Source organism: Streptomyces sp. NPDC037273, from assembly GCF_055603625.1.
This window is the reverse complement of the sequence record NZ_JBVJVO010000001.1, coordinates 661,098-676,939: the sequence shown is the minus strand read 5'-3', so window position 1 is coordinate 676,939 and position 15,842 is coordinate 661,098. Positions and strand designations below refer to the sequence as shown.

Sequence of the window (15,842 nt, the reverse complement as noted above, 5' to 3'; positions counted from 1 at the left end):
GAGCCACTTCAACGCAGACATGATTTAAGGAGTGAGTTAAATGGGCGTCAAGGGGTTCGACACCCCTCGTCGCCCTTGGGGAGCGGGCCCTTCCGCGGCCCTCGGGTGATGCCCGTTTCGTTTCCGCAGGTCCTCACGCCGTACGATTCCCCCGGTTACTCCACGTTGCCGCTTACATCGTCCGAAGGAGATTCCCATGGCCAAGGTCACCCTGAAGGGCAACCCGGTAGAGGTCGCCGGCACCCTGCCCGCCCCCGGCAGCCAGGCCCCCGACTTCACGCTCGTCGCCGACGGGCTCGCGGACAAGTCCCTGGCGGACTTCTCCGGCCTGCGCAAGGTCCTGAACATCTTCCCGAGCGTCGACACCCCGACGTGCGCCTCCTCCGTCCGCGCCTTCAACGAGAAGGCCGGCGACCTGGAGAACACGGTGGTGCTCTGCATCTCCGCCGACCTGCCCTTCGCGCAGGCGCGCTTCTGCGGTGCCGAGGGCCTCGAGAACGTGAAGAACCTCTCGACCCTCCGCGGTCGCGAGTTCCACACCAACTACGGCGTGGACATCGCGGACGGACCGCTGGCCGGCCTCACCGCCCGCGCCGTCGTCGTCCTCGACGAGAACGACCAGGTCCTGCACACCGAGCTGGTGGGCGAGATCGCCGACGAGCCGAACTACGAGGCCGCCCTCGCGGTCCTGAAGTAGTCACCGGCGGCCACGGCCGCGGCGCACCAAGGGAGCCCCTCCACCGACAGCGGCGGAGGGGCTCCTCCCGTCCTCAGACACACGCCGGGCACAGACCCCGGTAGGTCACGTCGGCCTTCGAGACGGCGAAGCCGAAGCGCTCGCCGTGCGGCAGGTCGGCCAGCGGGTCGCCGGTGGGGTGGACGTCCCGGATGGTGCCGCAGCCGGAGCAGACCAGGTGCTGGTGCGGCCGGTGGGCGTTGGGGTCGTAGCGCTTGGCGCGCCCGTCGGTGGAGAGCTCGACGACCTCGCCGAGGGTGACCAGTTCGCCGAGGGTGTTGTAGACGGTCGCCCGCGCGATCTCGGGGAGACGGGCCACCGCGCGCGCGTGGACCTCGTCCGCGGTGAGATGCACATGGTCACCGGCCAGGACCTCGGCGACGACACGCCGCTGGGACGTCATCCGCCAGCCTCGCGCGCGCAGTCGCTCCAGCAGGTCGTTCACGTCGGCTCACCTCGTTCGGCTCGTCGGCTATCGGACAGGCGTTTGGCGTGGTTCTTGACTTGGACAAGGTCCATCGTAGGATCGGTTTTGTTGATGGCCAAGGGACAGGAAGACTCCAGCGCGGCGGGAGACGGAGAGTATGAAGCACCGATCCCACGGAGTGGCCGCCGCCCGCGCGACGGGCCGTCCCCACGTGTCTCGCCATACGACTGGTCCCACCCATATGACCGGTCCCGCGTCGCCGAGGCCGCGGCTGGTCCGGAAGGATTCCCATGTCTGAGAACCATGATGCAATCGTCACCGACGCGAAGGCGGAGGGCGCGGGCGGCTGCCCGGTCGCACACGACCGTGCCCCCCATCCGACCCAGGGCGGCGGAAACAGCCAGTGGTGGCCGAACCGCCTCAACCTGAAGATCCTCGCGAAGAACCCCGCCGTGGCCAACCCCCTGGGCGAGGACTTCGACTACGCCAAGGCCTTCGAGAGCCTCGACCTGCCCGCCGTGAAGCGGGACATCGCGGAGGTCCTCACGACCTCCCAGGACTGGTGGCCCGCCGACTTCGGCCACTACGGCCCGTTCATGATCCGCATGGCCTGGCACAGCGCGGGCACGTACCGGATCAGCGACGGCCGCGGCGGCGCCGGTGCCGGCCAGCAGCGCTTCGCGCCGCTGAACAGCTGGCCGGACAACGGCAACCTGGACAAGGCCCGCCGTCTGCTGTGGCCGGTCAAGAAGAAGTACGGCCGCAACCTCTCCTGGGCCGACCTGATGATCCTCACCGGCAACGTGGCCCTGGAGTCGATGGGCTTCGAGACCTTCGGCTTCGCCGGCGGCCGCGCGGACGTGTGGGAGCCCGACGAGGACGTGTACTGGGGCCCCGAGACCACCTGGCTCGGCGACGAGCGCTACACCGGCGACCGCGAGCTGGAGAACCCGCTCGGCGCGGTCCAGATGGGCCTCATCTACGTCAACCCGGAGGGCCCGAACGGCAACCCGGACCCGATCGCCGCGGCCCGTGACATCCGCGAGACGTTCCGCCGCATGGCGATGAACGACGAGGAGACGGTCGCCCTGATCGCGGGCGGTCACACCTTCGGCAAGACCCACGGCGCCGGCCCCGCGGACAACGTGGGCGCGGACCCGGAGGCCGCGCCGCTGGAGGCGCAGGGCCTCGGCTGGAAGAACACCTTCCGCACCGGCAAGGGCCCCGACGCGATCACCAGCGGCCTCGAGGTCACCTGGACCACCACGCCGACCCAGTGGGGCAACGGGTTCTTCAAGAACCTGTTCGAGTACGAGTACGAGCTGAGCAAGAGCCCCGCGGGCGCCCACCAGTGGGTGGCCAAGAACGCCGAGGCGATCATCCCGGACGCGTACGACCCGGAGAAGAAGCACCTCCCGACGATGCTCACTACCGACCTGTCGCTGCGCTTCGACCCGGTCTACGAGCAGATCTCCCGGCGCTTCTACGAGAACCCGGCGGAGTTCGCGGACGCGTTCGCCCGCGCCTGGTACAAGCTCACCCACCGTGACATGGGCCCGGTCGTCCGCTACCTCGGCCCCGAGGTCCCGTCCGAGGAGCTCATCTGGCAGGACCCGCTGCCGGCCCGCTCGTACGAGCTCGTCGACGCCGCGGACATCGCCTCGCTCAAGGCGGACATCCTCGCCTCGGACCTCACGGTCACCCAGCTGGTCTCCGCCGCCTGGGCCGCCGCCTCCTCCTTCCGCGGCAGCGACAAGCGCGGTGGCGCCAACGGCGGCCGCATCCGCCTGGAGCCGCAGCGCAACTGGACGGTCAACAACCCGGACGAGCTGGCGCAGGTGCTGCGCGTCCTGGAGGGCGTCAAGGCGTCCTTCGACTCCGCCCAGAGCGGCGGCAAGCAGGTCTCCCTCGCCGACCTCGTCGTCCTCGCGGGCGTCGCGGCGGTCGAGAAGGCGGCCAAGGACGCCGGCCACGACATCGAGGTGCCGTTCACCCCGGGCCGCGTGGACGCCTCCCAGGAGCAGACGGACGTCGAGTCCTTCGCCGCCCTGGAGCCGACCGTGGACGGCTTCCGCAACCACCTGGGCAAGGGCACCCGCCTGCCGGCCGAGTACCTGCTCATCGACAAGGCGAACCTGCTCACCCTGAGCGCGCCCGAGCTGACGGTCCTCGTCGGCGGTCTGCGCGCCCTGGGCGTGACCCAGCCGCAGTCCTCGCTCGGTGTCCTCACCGAGACCCCCGGCAAGCTCACGAACGACTTCTTCACCAACCTGCTCGACCTGGGCATCGAGTGGAAGTCGACCTCCGAGGACGAGACGACCTTCGAGGGCCGTGACGCCTCGGGCGCCGTCAAGTGGACCGGCACCCGCGCCGACCTCGTGTTCGGCTCCAACAGCGAGCTGCGCGCGGTCGCCGAGGTCTACGCGAGCGACGACGCGAAGGAGAAGTTCGTGAAGGACTTCGTGTCGGCGTGGGACAAGGTGATGAACCTGGACCGGTTCGACCTCGTCTGAGGGCTCGTGGGGCGCTGACACCCGCACGCCCCGCCCCCGCGTCGGCCGGCCGGCCTCTCCGCCGGCCGGCCGACGCGTGCCCCGGCGCACACCGCTCGCCGGGCACGTCATACGCTCGGCAGATCAGAGCACACCGGAACGGGTGCCGGCCGCACCGCGCGTAGGGAACGACGGACGATGAACGAGCTGCCCGGGAACGACACGGAACGTCGCCCGGACGAAGACCCCCGGACGTCGACCGTACGCGTCTTCATCGCCCTCGCCCCGCCCGACGACGCGAAGGACGAACTGGCCGAGGCACTGCGCCCGGCCTACGACGCCTACCCCCGGATGCGCTGGAACCGCATCGAGGACTGGCACATCACCCTCGCGTTCCTCGGCGAGCTCCCCGTCGCCACCGTCCCGCTGCTCCGGGCCCCCCTGGCCGCGCTCGCCGCCTCCCGGCGCCCCCTCAACCTGTCGCTGCGCGGCGGCGGCCACTTCGACGAGCGTGTGCTGTGGAGCGGTATCGAGGGGGAGACCGACGCACTGCACGGGCTCGCCACCGGCGTCCGCGCGATCGTGAAGGAGTGCGGGATCCCCTTCGAGGACCGGCCCCTACGCCCCCACCTGACCCTGGCCCGGGCCCGCCGCGACGACCCCACCAGCGTCCTCCAGGTCGCCGCCGGCCTCGCCGGCTTCACCGGCCGCTCCTGGCCCACCCGACGCCTCCACCTCGTCGGCAGCGACTACGGCCGCGGCCCGGGCCCGATCCGCTACACCGACATCGACTCCTGGACCTTCGCCGGCGCCTGACGTCGTCCCCGGTCCGCGCGCGCGTTCACCGTCCGTACCCCTCCCCGCGGAAGCGGACGACCCGGCGTCCGCCCCGCCACCAACGTCAAGTTCGTCGACCTCGGCGCGGTCCTGGACGCCCTGGACGACTGAGCCACGGCTCGCTCACGGCCGGCCGTACATGCCCCGGCAGAGTCCGGCCGCGCCCATCGGTGCCTGGATGCCCTCGGCCTGACGGCAGAGCCGGCGCATCTCCGGCGGGAGTCCGGGGGTCTGCTGCTGCCGGGGCGTCGGGATGACGCGGTTCCGCTTCGGGGGCCGGGGCGCGGTCTTCCGCGCCGCGGGCTTCGGCTTGCCGGCGGCGGGCTTCCTGGGTTTTCCGGGGTTGCGCACCGGGGTGTGCGGGTGGGCGCGCTCCGGGGCCGCCTGGCGAGCGGCCGGACGCGCGGGCGGCTTGGCCGCCTTGGCCTCGGGACGGGTGCCGGTGTCAGTGTCGGCGAGGGCCTCCCGGGCCGCGGCCGGTGTCGGCGCGGGCCAGGGCGGCAGCGGGCTGGGGGCGCGCTCGGCGTCCGGGGTGAGGTGGACGGTCCGGGCCGGCGCGGGGGGTGCGGCGGGGCGCGGAACGGCGACGCATCCGCTGGTGAACAGTACGGCGATCAGGGCGAGCGTGGTGCGACGGGGCTGCATGCGGCCCACGCTGCCCGACCGCGCCGGGGCACCGCGGGCGGCTCGGCCCGGGTCCATCATGACGAGTGAACCGGCCCGGCGGGTGGACGGCGGAGGCCCGTGCGCGAGGCTCCGGGCGTCCTACTGGCCGACCCTTCCGTCCACGCACTCGCGCAGCAGGTCCGCGTGGCCGCAGTGGCGGGCGTATTCGTCGATCATGTGGACCATCAGCTCGCGGATGGCGATGTCGTCCGTGCCCACGCGCTCGCCGAGGTCCGGGAAGCGGGACAGCTCGGCGTCCGTGGCGGCCTGTTCGCGCTCCAGGTCGGCGTAGGCGCCGTCGACGACGGACTGGTCCGCGACGGCACCGTGGAAGTCGGCGTCGCGTGCGCCGTACAGCTTCGGGAGCGGGTCTCCGTCGGTGATCCAGTTGCGCCAGTCGCGTTCGACTTCGGCGAGGTGGCGGAGGAGGCCGAGGAGGGACATGGTGGACGGCGGGACGGAGCGGCGGGCGAGCTGCTCGGCATCGAGGCCCTCGCACTTCATGCGCAGGGTGATGCGGTAGTCCGTCAGGAAGTCGACGAGCGTGGCCCGTTCGCCGTCCGGGCTGCTGCCGTCCCTGTTGCGGGGGTCGTCGTCGGGGTCCGCCCACATGTCGGGGTACACGGTCGCCTGGGTCCAGCGTTCGGGTTCGTCGCTCATGGTTTGCATGATCGTCCAGAGCTCCGGTGCCCGCCAGCGAGTTTCGTACGGTCCTCGCCAACCGGCCGCGGAGGCAACGGAGGTGATCTTGCGTCGTCACGGATGTCGTGATCGGATGGCGTGTCTTTTCACATGATCATTACTTATGGGGGCAAGCAATGACCGGAAGCATGGACCGCCGTTCTCTCATACGCGGGATGGCGACGGCAGGCGCGGGTGTCGCGGCGGGGGCCGTGGTGGCCGGGGGCGGCACGGCGTACGCGGCCGGTTCCGGGGACGACCCGTACAGCGTGGACGTCATCAGCAAGGGCGCGGACCCGACGGGCGCCACCGCCAGCGACGCCGCCTTCCGCGCGGCCGCCGCCGAGGTCCTCGCCTCGTTCCAGCCGGACCCCATCTCGGGCGCCGTCCCGAAGAAGGTCCTGGTCATTCCGCCGGGCACGTACCTGCTCACGCAGCCCGACTCGCTGCTTCCGAACGTCAACGGCGAGGGCAACGGCGGGATCGTCGACGGCCTTTCGATCACCGGCTACGGCAAGCGCCTCTCCCGGATCGTGTACGCGCCCACGGCGAACGACACGACGCTGTGGACCAACTACCAGCGCTACAAGAACATCCGGATCTCCGGGCTGACCTTCACCAGCGAGAACGCGACGTCGAGCTTCTGCTACGCGTACTCCTCGGCCACGTACGGCGTCCAGGACACCTGGTACACCGACGTCGAGTGGCGCGGCAGCTGGAAGCGCGGCATCGGGCTCGACGGACCGGCCACGACGTCCAACCTGAACAGCGAGATGGGCTGGGACCACTGCCAGGTCGGCGGCTCCTACTCCGACGCGTTCCTCGTCATCGGCATGACCCCGACGGCGAGCCAGCAGGACCAGTTCCTCAACTACTGGTTCCGCGACTGCAAGGTGGAGTACCAGTCGGGCGTGTTCGTGAAGAACACCCGCGGCGGCTCGATGAACTTCACCGGCGGCTCCTACATCCTCACCGACTCCGCGTCGACCGGCACCTTCTTCCAGCTCGCCGCCGACGCCGGCTCCCGCGCCGACTCCGTCATGCGCCTGTACGCGCAGGGCATCCGCTTCGAACTCCGCGGCACGGGCCACAAGGTGATCGACTCCCGCTGGTACAAGGGCAACGTCACCTTCGTCTCCTGCGACGACACCGCCCACAGCTTCAAGTCCTGGGCCCCGAGCGCCGTCACCCACGTGTACGACTTCGAGGCCAACGGCTCCCGCGGCCCCATGGTCCGCTACGTCGACTGCGCGCTCATGGGCTCCCACCAGGTGACCACCGGCTCCACCGCCACCACCTACGGCAAGGTCCTCTACGAAGGCTGCCGCTTCATGGACATGACCGCCGCCACCGGCCCCACCGGCTTCCTCCGCTGGACCGGCACCGTCGCCCCCCGCTACGAGGTCCGCGACTGCGTCGGCGCCTCCACCTACGTGGCCGACGTGAAGAACCCCGCCTGACGCCTGACGCGCAGCACCGCCGTCAGCATCGGCAGCGTGAACTCGCCGTGAGCCGTTGCCGGTTCACTCGCGAGGAACCCGCGGATCCGCCCCGACGTGGCCTCCTGGTCCTGCTCCGGCATGACCAGGAGGCCCGCGCGCGTCGCGAGCGTGGCGACGAGCGAGTCGGCCGTCCGGCGCTGCCCGTGCGGGAACTCCGCCCGCTCGGGCGAACCGAAACGGGCGGCGGTGGGGTCGGTCTTCGGAAGGTGGATCCCCTCGGTCTCGGCGCGCCAAGCGGCCGGCGTGTCGCGCGGGCCGACGACCGCGCTCCCGGCGACCCGGGCGAGGCCGGCGACCCAGCCGACTCGGTCGTCCATGACGTTCCACAGACCGGCCAGGACGCCGCCGGGCGCCAGGACCCTGGCGATCTCCGGCCCCGCGACGGCCATGTCGAACCAGTGCAGGGCATTGCCCGCCAGGACCGCGTCCACGGACCCGTCCGGCAGCGGGATGCCCTCCGCGCTCCCGGCCAGGGCGCGGACACAGGGCAGGCCTCGCCGCAGCTGCGCCGAACGAGGAAGCGTGAAGCAGTCGTTCGTCCTGGGCCATCCGGTCACCGTAGCGACGCCGCCGGTGGCGTCGCTACGGTGACCGCTGCTCCCGGCTAGCCGGCGTGGCTCGCCGGGTGGAAGTTGACGCGTTCGCTCGTGACCGGGAAACCGGCCTTGGCGAAGTTCGCCGCCATGGGGAAGTTCCCCTGGTCGGTGGCTCCGCTGACGTACTCCGCGCCCTGTTCGGCGAGGAAGTGCGTGCACTCCGCGAGAAGGTCGTAGGCATAGCCGCGACCGCGCTGCTCAGGTACGACTCCGATGAAGCCGATCGTCGGACCGGAGGGGTTGTGCGCCGGGATGTGGATGCCGGCCAGCTCGCCGTCGGCGGTGTGCGCGAGCTGCCACCACTCGCGCGGCGACGGGCACCAGTGGAAGAAGTCGAGCTCCTCCTGCGCGGCCTTGTCGAGACCGCCCTCCTCGATGGCGCTCAGCGCGTGCGCGTCCAGGGTGGCGGAGTGGATGCGGCGCAGAGCGTCGAAGAACACGGCGTCGTCGGCCTCGGCGCGGAAACGCAGGCGCCCGGGCCGCTCGGGCAGGCCCCGCTCCGGCGTCCACCGGTACAGGAACCGCTCCACCAGGAGCTCGTACCCCGCCGCCCGCGCGGCCGCGAACCGCGCCTCGCCGGGCGCACGCAGCTCGGGCTTCTCCCGCCAGCCACCGGGCAGGTTGATCTCCAGTTCGACCTTCCAGGGCGCGGACCGCAGAAGCTCCGCCCCCGCCTCCTCCTCGCCCTCGGCCACATCGAACCAATTGACGTTGACGGGCTCCGTGTCCTCCGGCCCGCCCCACCACGCGCCACGCGCCACCACGTGACCGTCGCGCAGCGCCACACGCTTCCACTCGGGGCGGAACCGCGTGCGCCGATGGCCCTCGCGCGCACCCAAGGGGTCGGGCAGCGCGTCGAAGAGATGGGCATCGCTCGCGGACAACGTACGAATGACCAGATCGGTCATGAATTCCTCCGGGATACAAACCGCTTGAAGCGCTCCCGGTCAGAACGGAGAAACCACGCCGGGACGGTGGACGAGGGAGCGCTGAATGGATGTGAACTGCACGGCACTCGCCTCCTTCCGCTTCGTCTCAGGGCGTGAATTCACACCGTACGCGATCTTCCTCGGGTCCGTCCACGGATTTCCGTACGTCGTGAGGGAGGGGTTCCTCGGCTTCCTCGGCCACCTTGTAGCCGGGGACCGAAGGCCAGCGAACCGTCAGCACGACCGACTCCTCCTCCGCGAACCAGGAGTGATCGACCCCCCGCCCCCACACGACGTAGTCGCCCTGCTCGGCCAGGAGGACGCTGCGCCCGGGCAGTTCCACCCGGAAGCGCCCGCTGATGAGCACCAGCAAAGCGGTGCGTTCCTCACCGGTCACCCACTGAGCCCGCTCGTCACCCGGGGGATGAACCCCCCACTTGATCTCCACGTCCTCGCTGTGCCGAGGATCCGAGGCGTCCTTGAAGTGGCCGAGGAGCCATCCTCGGTCCAGCGCCGCGTCCTTGCCCGCGTTGCCCACGTACACGTCGTCACACACGTCGTCACACACGTCGTCCGTCATGGCTCCGGAAGGTAGCAGCCACCCACGACGGCTCCGACCGGCGCGTCGGTTCAGTCGTCCCTGCCCTGCCAGGTGGTGACGCAGGCTTCGTTGCCCTCGGGGTCGGCGAGGACCCAGAAGGCGGGGGCGCGGGTGGCGGAGAGGAGGTGGCCGCCGGCCGCGAGGGTGCTCGCGATGCGGTGGGGGGCCTCGTCGTGGGGGACGCTGATGTCGAGGTGGATGCGGTTGCGCTGGGGGCGGGGGTGGTCCATCTGCTGGAACCAGATGGCGGGGCCCTGCCGGTGGGGGTCGACGAGGGGGTCCGCCGGTCCGTCGGCGCCGGCCTCGTCGGTGTAGCCGAGGACGGCCTTCCAGAAGGGCCGGACGGCCGGGATGTCCAGCGCATCGATGGCGATCTCGATGAGCTGCACCGACCGGGGCGCCCCGGGCCCGGTTCCGGGCTCGGTTCCGGGCTCGGTGAGGAAGCCTGCCTCGCGGGCCGTGGCGGAGATCCGGCGCGCGAGCTCGGCGTCCAGGGTGGTGACCGCCGCGTGGTCCAGCGACTGCAGGGTGAGGAGCGCCTGGTCGGGGCGGACGTCGATCCGGAGGTGGCGATCGGCGTGGTCGCCGCACGCAGCGACGACGGCCGCCGCCAGGCTGACCGCCTGCGCCGTGCTCCCGACCGCAACCGTGGTCTGCAGGGCGCCCAACACATAGCGCCAGCCGTGGTCCTGGACCGCGTCCGAGGCTTCCTGCCGAGTGAGTTTCCGTTCCATGACCGCATCCTGGCAGGGCCACGCGGCGCCGCGCCGAGGAGAAATCGGTCGCCGGTGGACATCACGGGGCGAGATGATCGGGGGATGACTCGCTCCTTCGAAGAACTCATCGCGGAAGCCTCCGAGGCGTCGGTCGACGGCTGGGACTTTTCCTGGCTGGACGGCAGGGCCACGGAGGAGCGGCCCTCGTGGGGCTATCAGCGGCTGCTCGGGGAGCGGCTGGCCGGGGTCTCGGCGGGGCTGGACATCCAGACGGGTGGTGGGGAGGTGCTCGGCGGGGTTCCGGTGCTGCCGGCGACGATGGCGGCGACGGAGTCGTGGCCGCCGAATGTGGCGCGGGCGACGCGGTTGCTCCATCCGCGGGGGGTGGTCGTGGTCGCGGATCCCGATGAGCCGCCGCTGCCGTTCGGGGACGAGGCGTTCGATCTCGTCACGAGCCGGCATCCGGTCACGGTGTGGTGGGAGGAGGTCGCGCGGGTGTTGCGGCCGGGCGGGAGCTATCTGGCTCAGCACGTCGGGCCGGCGAGCGTGTGGGAGCTGGTCGAGTACTTCCTGGGGCCGCAGCCGGAGGCGGCGCGGGCCAGGCGGGCGGAGGACGAGGCGGCGGGGGCCGAGGCGGCCGGCCTTGAGGTCGTGGACGTGCGCGGTGAGCGGCTGCGGATGGAGTTCCACGACGTCGGGGCCGTCGTGTGGTTCCTGCGGAAGGTGATCTGGATCGTGCCGGGGTTCTCGGTCGAGGCGGAGCTGACCCGGTTGAGGGAGCTGGACGCGCGGATCCGGGCGGAGGGGCCGTTCGTGGCCCACTCCGCGCGGACGCTGATCGAGGCGAGGAAGCCGGTGCGCCAGGAGCTCAGTGGTCCGGGGCGATGACCACGATCTGGTCGGCGGGGTGCCAGTGCCGCACAAGGGACTTGGGCGGGTTGAGGCGTACGCCGTGGGTGTGGGAGCGGTAGCCGATGGCGCAGGCGTGTCGGCGGGCGGCGGATTCGACGACGGTGGCGAAGGAGGAGGGGCGGCCGGTGGCGACGTAGTGGGCGGCGGGGTGGAGGTGGAGGGAGTTGCCGTCGGCGGCGAAGAGTTCTTCGAAGACGGCGGCCAGGTGGGGGTTCTGGGAGATCTGGGTCATCAGGAGGCCGATGGTCCGGCCGGTGGCGACGAAGTCGGTCGCGGCGGAGCGGGGCGCGATGGGGAGGTTGCGGTCGTCGGTCAGCTCGGCGACGACGTGGACGGGGGTGGGGTGCGGGTTTCGGCTCTGTAGTTCCCGGAGGTGGAGGAGGGTCAGGAGGGTGTGGTCGTCCGGGTCGGCGTGGCTTCGGCGGCGGTCGGGGCCGAGGACGAGCACGGCGTCGTAGCCGGTGAGGTCCCGTGTGGTCGTCGTCTCCGGCAGGGTGGGGTCGCCGGGGTGGTGGAGGAGCGGCAGGCGGTGGCCCACGGCTCGGGTGGTGGCGCGGATGCCGGCGAGCGTCGAGGCCGTGGGGGCGGCGATGACGTCGAGGGTGGTGCCGAGGGGTGTGCTTCGGGCCAGTTGGTCGGCGACGCGGGGCGCGCGGCGGTTCCAGCCGAGGAGGAGGTAGCGCTCGGGGCGGGAGGGCGCCGGGGGCGGGGGCGGGGTGACGGCTGTCGGGTCGTAGGGCACCGGAGGGTCGGCGGGGTGGGTCGAGTGGGCGTTCTCGGCGACGACGAGGAGGCGGTCGCCGGGGGCGAGGCGGGTGTCGGCGGGCGGGTTGAGGAGGACGGTGCCGTCGGGGCGGACCAGGCCGGCGGCGCAGGACTCGGGGCAGCGGGCGGAGGCCTTCCGGAACGTCAGGCCCTCGGGTCCGGGTGCGGGCAGGGTGTGGAACTCGTGGCCGGCGAAGTCCAGGAGTTCCTGGTGGACATGGGACAGGCCGGGTCGGCGCGCGTATCGGACGAGGAGGCGCGCGGTGATGTCGTCGGTGTGGAGGACGGTGGCCCGGGGGCCGCCGGCGAGGCGGGCGGCGGTGAGGTGGCGGTCTCCGCGTACGGCGGCGATGACGCGCACCGGGTGGTCCTGGCCGGCGGCGGCCGTCAGCGAGAGCAGGGTCTTCACGGTCTCGGTGTCGTCGCGGGGGCGGTCGCGGGGCAGGACGAGCACGGACTCGGCGGTCGTGGGGCTGACGCGGGCGAGCGCGGTGGGGTCGGCGGGGCGGCCGGTGCGGCAGATGACCCGGGTGCGGCCGGTGGTGCCGAGGGCGGCGCGGAGTTCCTCCTCCATCGTGGTCTTGGCGCGTTCGGCGAGGAGCGTGACGGCGGCCTGGCCCCGGCGGGAGACGGCACGGGTGGTGGTGGCCTGGGCGGTGAGGAGTTCGGTGACGACCGTGGGGATCTGCTCGGACCAGCCGAGTACGACGGTGTGTCCGCGTTCCAGGACGGTGGAGTGGCCGCGGTTGAGGGCGATGAGCTTGTCGGTGATGCCGGTGGTGATGAGGCTGACGAGGGTGGAGACGTAGAGGAGTGCGATGAGGGCGAGGAGGACGGAGAGGGCGACGCGCAGGGGTGGGCCGACCTCGCCGCCGAGGCGCAGGGTCTGTCCGGTGTTCCGCCAGACGGCGGCGACGCGGGAGCGCAGGGAGGTCGGCGCGTGGTCGTCGGTCCAGACGAGGAGGGCGCTGACGGGGACGACGAGTAGCAGGCAGGCGAGGGCGAGCCAGCCGACGAGTGCGGGTGTGCCGCGGGTCAGGACGGTGTCGAACCAGTAGCGGAGGCGTGCCTCGGCGGAGTGGGTCGGGTACGGGGGCCGGCCGCGTGGTGGGGGTGGGGTGGCGGGGCCGGCGGCCAAGGGTCCCGGTGCGGTGGTCCGTTGTGTCGGAACCACCTTGTTGCCTTCTTTGCGCACGTCGGCAGAGTGGCGCCCCGCCGTGGCCGGCGGGGCGCCATCGGTGCAGGTTCATCCCTTCGTGATCACTGCGCGAAGCCTGGTTCAGGCGTACGGGTCAGGCGTACGGGTCGAAGGGGATGCCGGACGGTTTGGCCTTGGCGAGGTGGGCGGCGAAGTTGGCGTCCTTGAGGCCGAAGACGGCGCTGCCGAAGTCGGCTTGGCTCAGCTTGTCGCGCACTCCGGCGGGGTAGCCGTTCCAGCCGACCAGGCTCGGGTACTGCCAGGTGTGCTGGTGGTTCTCCGGGGGTTCGTCGTTGCTGTTGGCGGGCCGGAAGCAGTGGGTTCCGATGCCGTCCTTGTGGTAGACGACCTTGGGGTGGGTGCCGTCCCAGCGGATGGCGCCGCGGCCGTTGGTGACGAAGTTGCCGTGGGCCGAGGTGGAGACGTACTGCGCCTCGTTGTTCTGGACCCATACGACGACGTGTTCCCAGTCGTGGCGGTGGCCGCCGAGGCTGCTGCCGGGCAGGGCCTGGTCCTTCTCGAAGTAGAGGCCGTAGAGGATCGCGCACCAGCCGTTGTTGCACTTGGCGCGGGCGTAGCCGTTGGTGTTGGTGAGGTCCCAGGAGTCGCGGCACTGGCCGTTGAGGGCGCCGGTGGGGTTGAGGCCGCCGTTGAGGGTGCCGTCGGGGCCGATCGCGGGGGTGGGGTAGCAGCCGTCGGTGTCGTAGTCGAAGGCGGGCTGGAAGGTCTGTTCGAGGCCGTCGGCGTTGGCGGGGAGGGCGGTGGGCGGGGCGGCGAGGGCGCTGGTCGGGAGGGCGATGATCAGGGCGAGGGCGCCGGTGAGGGCGAGGGCGCCCCTGGTGACGTACGCCGGTGTCTTCACTACGTCCCCTTGGGGTCGGAGGCAGGGTACGGGGAGCCCATGTTGGCATGCACAGCTCACCCGCGTGGCTCACTGGACCAATCGAGCGGGGTGGGCGCATCGCGGCAGCACGCGCCCGCAGTCACTGGATGCACCACACAAGGAATCGCGGAATTGGTCTAGTCCAACTTTGGTCCAGGCCATTGACGTGCCCCTGACGGCGGGGCTACTTCCTATGTCAAGAACCGTGCGCGGCAGCCCTGTTGGCGCACTCCCCCACGTCATTGGATGACCCATGAGACGCGTACGTTCGCTCCGCTCGGCCCTCACCGCGGCCGTGACCGCGGTGGCCGCCCTGGGCCTCGCCACGGTCGCCGCCGCCCCCTCGCAGGCCGCGACCCCGCTGCCCGAGCACGTCTTCGCCCCCTACTTCGAGGCCTGGACCGGCGAGAGCCCGGCCGCCCTCAGCGCCCAGTCCGGAGCCAAGCACCTCACGATGGCGTTCCTCCAGACGGCGGCCAAGGGCTCGTGCACCGCGTACTGGAACGGCGACTCCGGCATGCCGGTCGCCGCCGCCACCTTCGGCGCCGACATCAAGACCATCCAGTCCCGCGGCGGCGACGTCATCCCCTCCTTCGGCGGGTACACGGCGGACACCACCGGCACCGAGATCGCCGACAGCTGCACCGACGTCAACCAGATCGCCGCCGTCTACCAGAAGGTCATCACGACCTACGACGTGACGCGGCTCGACATGGACATCGAGGTCGACTCGCTCGACAACACCGCCGGCATCGACCGGCGGAACAAGGCCATCAAGGTCCTCCAGGACTGGGCCGCGGCCAACGGGCGCAAGATCCAGATCTCGTACACCCTGCCGACGACCACCCACGGTCTCGCCGCCAGCGGCCTCGCCGTGCTCAAGAACGCCGTGACCAACGGCGCGAAGGTCGACGTGGTCAACCTCATGACCTTCGACTACTACGACAACGCGGCCCACGACATGGCCGCCGACACCAAGTCGGCCGCCCAGGGCCTCTACGACCAGCTCGCCAAGCTGTACCCCACCAAGACCCCTGCCCAGCTCTGGGCCACGGTCGGCGTCACCGAGATGATCGGCGTCGACGACTTCGGCCCCGCCGAGACCTTCACCCTGGCCAACGCCCGCACGGTGTACGACTGGGCGGTCTCCAAGGGCATCAACACCCTCTCGTTCTGGGCGCTCCAGCGTGACAACGGCGGCTGCCCCGGCGGCGCCGCCGCCGACAACTGCTCCGGCATCCAGCAGAACACCTGGGACTTCTCCCACGTCTTCAGCCCCTTCACCAGCGGCACCACCGCCCCCACCGACGACTTCTCGGTGACGACGACCCCCGCCTCCGCGACGGTCGCCGCCGGCTCCTCCACCACCGCCACCGTGAAGACCGCCGTGACGGCCGGCGCGGCCCAGACGGTCGGCCTCTCGGTCAGCGGCCTCCCCGCCGGCGTCACCGCCTCCCTCAGCCCCGCCTCGGTCACCGCGGGCGGCTCCTCGACCCTGACCATCGGCACCACGGCGGCCACGGTCTCCGGCACCTACCAGATCGTCATCAACGGCTCCGGCCCGTCCGCCGCCCACGCGGCCGTCCTCACCCTGACCGTCACCGGCGGCGCCACCCAGTGCACGGCCGCCCCCTGGGTGAGCACCGCCGTCTACACCGGCGGCCAGCAGGTCTCCCACAAGGGCCACACCTGGAAGGCCAAGTGGTGGACCACCGGCGAGGAGCCCGGCACCACCGGCCAGTGGGGCGTCTGGCAGGACCTCGGCGCCTGCTGATCCCCCTTCTCCCCCACGAGGGGCGGGGGGGGGGGGGGGGGGGGGGGGCGGGGGGGACGGGGGGAGGGGGGGGGGGGGGGGAGGGGTAGGAGAGCGAGTCGGGATAGGGGGAGAGGTCAGAGTGGGC

Annotated in this window: 15 protein-coding genes; 6 read left to right on the top strand and 9 right to left on the bottom strand. The window is 71.6% G+C overall.

All coding sequences use genetic code 11. The features are described from left to right. Nucleotides 1–196 precede the first annotated feature (196 nt). The gene (gene tpx / locus ACZ7G1_RS02975; protein ID WP_470877909.1) at nucleotides 197–697 is read left to right on the top strand and encodes a thiol peroxidase; all 501 of its coding nucleotides are present in this window, start codon (nucleotides 197–199) and stop codon (nucleotides 695–697) included. 73 nt (nucleotides 698–770) lie between these two features. On the opposite strand, the gene ACZ7G1_RS02970 is transcribed toward tpx, so the two are convergent. Further along, nucleotides 771–1,181 (bottom strand): Fur family transcriptional regulator, encoded by a 411-nt coding sequence (locus ACZ7G1_RS02970; RefSeq protein WP_470877908.1) that lies wholly within the window; start codon nucleotides 1,179–1,181, stop codon nucleotides 771–773. Nucleotides 1,182–1,453: 272 nt separating this feature from the next. On the opposite strand from ACZ7G1_RS02970, the gene katG reads away from it, so the two are divergent. Both katG and thpR read left to right on the top strand, forming a co-directional pair. Continuing rightward, entirely contained in the window at nucleotides 1,454–3,676 is a 2,223-nt protein-coding gene (gene katG / locus ACZ7G1_RS02965; RefSeq protein WP_470877907.1) for a catalase/peroxidase HPI, read from the top strand. A gap of 177 nt (nucleotides 3,677–3,853) precedes the next feature. After that, on the top strand, nucleotides 3,854–4,471 hold the full coding sequence (gene thpR, locus ACZ7G1_RS02960) for an RNA 2',3'-cyclic phosphodiesterase (RefSeq protein WP_470877906.1): 618 nt from the start codon (nucleotides 3,854–3,856) through the stop codon (nucleotides 4,469–4,471). A 144-nt stretch (nucleotides 4,472–4,615) separates the two neighbouring features. Here the strand turns inward: thpR and ACZ7G1_RS02955 are convergent, their stop codons facing one another. Together ACZ7G1_RS02955 and ACZ7G1_RS02950 are read right to left on the bottom strand one after the other, a co-directional pair. After that, complete coding sequence (locus ACZ7G1_RS02955; protein WP_470877905.1) at nucleotides 4,616–5,137, bottom strand: hypothetical protein; 522 nt, start codon at nucleotides 5,135–5,137, stop codon at nucleotides 4,616–4,618. 120 nt (nucleotides 5,138–5,257) lie between these two features. After that, nucleotides 5,258–5,818, bottom strand: coding sequence for a DinB family protein (locus ACZ7G1_RS02950; RefSeq protein WP_470877904.1), 561 nt, complete (start codon nucleotides 5,816–5,818; stop codon nucleotides 5,258–5,260). Between the two features lie 197 nt (nucleotides 5,819–6,015). Here ACZ7G1_RS02950 and ACZ7G1_RS02945 point away from each other — a divergent pair, with 197 nt between their 5' ends. Next, on the top strand, nucleotides 6,016–7,299 hold the full coding sequence (locus tag ACZ7G1_RS02945) for a hypothetical protein (protein ID WP_470877903.1): 1,284 nt from the start codon (nucleotides 6,016–6,018) through the stop codon (nucleotides 7,297–7,299). Here ACZ7G1_RS02945 and ACZ7G1_RS02940 read toward each other — a convergent pair. The 4 genes from ACZ7G1_RS02940 to ACZ7G1_RS02925 all read right to left on the bottom strand — a co-directional run bounded on the left by ACZ7G1_RS02940 (nucleotide 7,269) and on the right by ACZ7G1_RS02925 (nucleotide 10,201). Continuing rightward, nucleotides 7,269–7,898 (bottom strand): class I SAM-dependent methyltransferase, encoded by a 630-nt coding sequence (locus tag ACZ7G1_RS02940; RefSeq protein ID WP_470877902.1) that lies wholly within the window; start codon nucleotides 7,896–7,898, stop codon nucleotides 7,269–7,271. The two genes, ACZ7G1_RS02945 and ACZ7G1_RS02940, sit on opposite strands and share 31 nt — an antisense overlap. A 47-nt stretch (nucleotides 7,899–7,945) precedes the next feature. Then, the gene (locus ACZ7G1_RS02935; RefSeq protein WP_470877901.1) at nucleotides 7,946–8,845 is read right to left on the bottom strand and encodes a GNAT family N-acetyltransferase; all 900 of its coding nucleotides are present in this window, start codon (nucleotides 8,843–8,845) and stop codon (nucleotides 7,946–7,948) included. 127 nt (nucleotides 8,846–8,972) lie between these two features. Next, nucleotides 8,973–9,422: a cupin domain-containing protein gene (locus ACZ7G1_RS02930; protein WP_470878050.1), complete on the bottom strand. Its 450-nt coding sequence runs from the start codon at nucleotides 9,420–9,422 to the stop codon at nucleotides 8,973–8,975. 74 nt (nucleotides 9,423–9,496) lie between these two features. After that, nucleotides 9,497–10,201 (bottom strand): VOC family protein, encoded by a 705-nt coding sequence (locus tag ACZ7G1_RS02925; protein WP_470877900.1) that lies wholly within the window; start codon nucleotides 10,199–10,201, stop codon nucleotides 9,497–9,499. Nucleotides 10,202–10,285: 84 nt separating this feature from the next. On the opposite strand from ACZ7G1_RS02925, the gene ACZ7G1_RS02920 reads away from it, so the two are divergent. After that, nucleotides 10,286–11,071, top strand: a complete 786-nt coding sequence (locus ACZ7G1_RS02920) for a class I SAM-dependent methyltransferase (protein WP_470877899.1) — start codon at nucleotides 10,286–10,288, stop codon at nucleotides 11,069–11,071. Here the strand turns inward: ACZ7G1_RS02920 and ACZ7G1_RS02915 are convergent. Both ACZ7G1_RS02915 and ACZ7G1_RS02910 read right to left on the bottom strand, forming a co-directional pair. Further along, nucleotides 11,052–13,034 (bottom strand): CASTOR/POLLUX-related putative ion channel, encoded by a 1,983-nt coding sequence (locus ACZ7G1_RS02915; RefSeq protein ID WP_470877898.1) that lies wholly within the window; start codon nucleotides 13,032–13,034, stop codon nucleotides 11,052–11,054. The two genes, ACZ7G1_RS02920 and ACZ7G1_RS02915, sit on opposite strands and share 20 nt — an antisense overlap. A gap of 118 nt (nucleotides 13,035–13,152) precedes the next feature. Beyond that, nucleotides 13,153–13,920 (bottom strand): NPP1 family protein, encoded by a 768-nt coding sequence (locus tag ACZ7G1_RS02910; protein WP_470877897.1) that lies wholly within the window; start codon nucleotides 13,918–13,920, stop codon nucleotides 13,153–13,155. Between the two features lie 274 nt (nucleotides 13,921–14,194). On the opposite strand from ACZ7G1_RS02910, the gene ACZ7G1_RS02905 reads away from it, so the two are divergent. After that, nucleotides 14,195–15,715: a glycosyl hydrolase family 18 protein gene (locus tag ACZ7G1_RS02905; protein ID WP_470877896.1), complete on the top strand. Its 1,521-nt coding sequence runs from the start codon at nucleotides 14,195–14,197 to the stop codon at nucleotides 15,713–15,715. The last annotated feature ends 127 nt before the right edge of the window (nucleotides 15,716–15,842 follow it).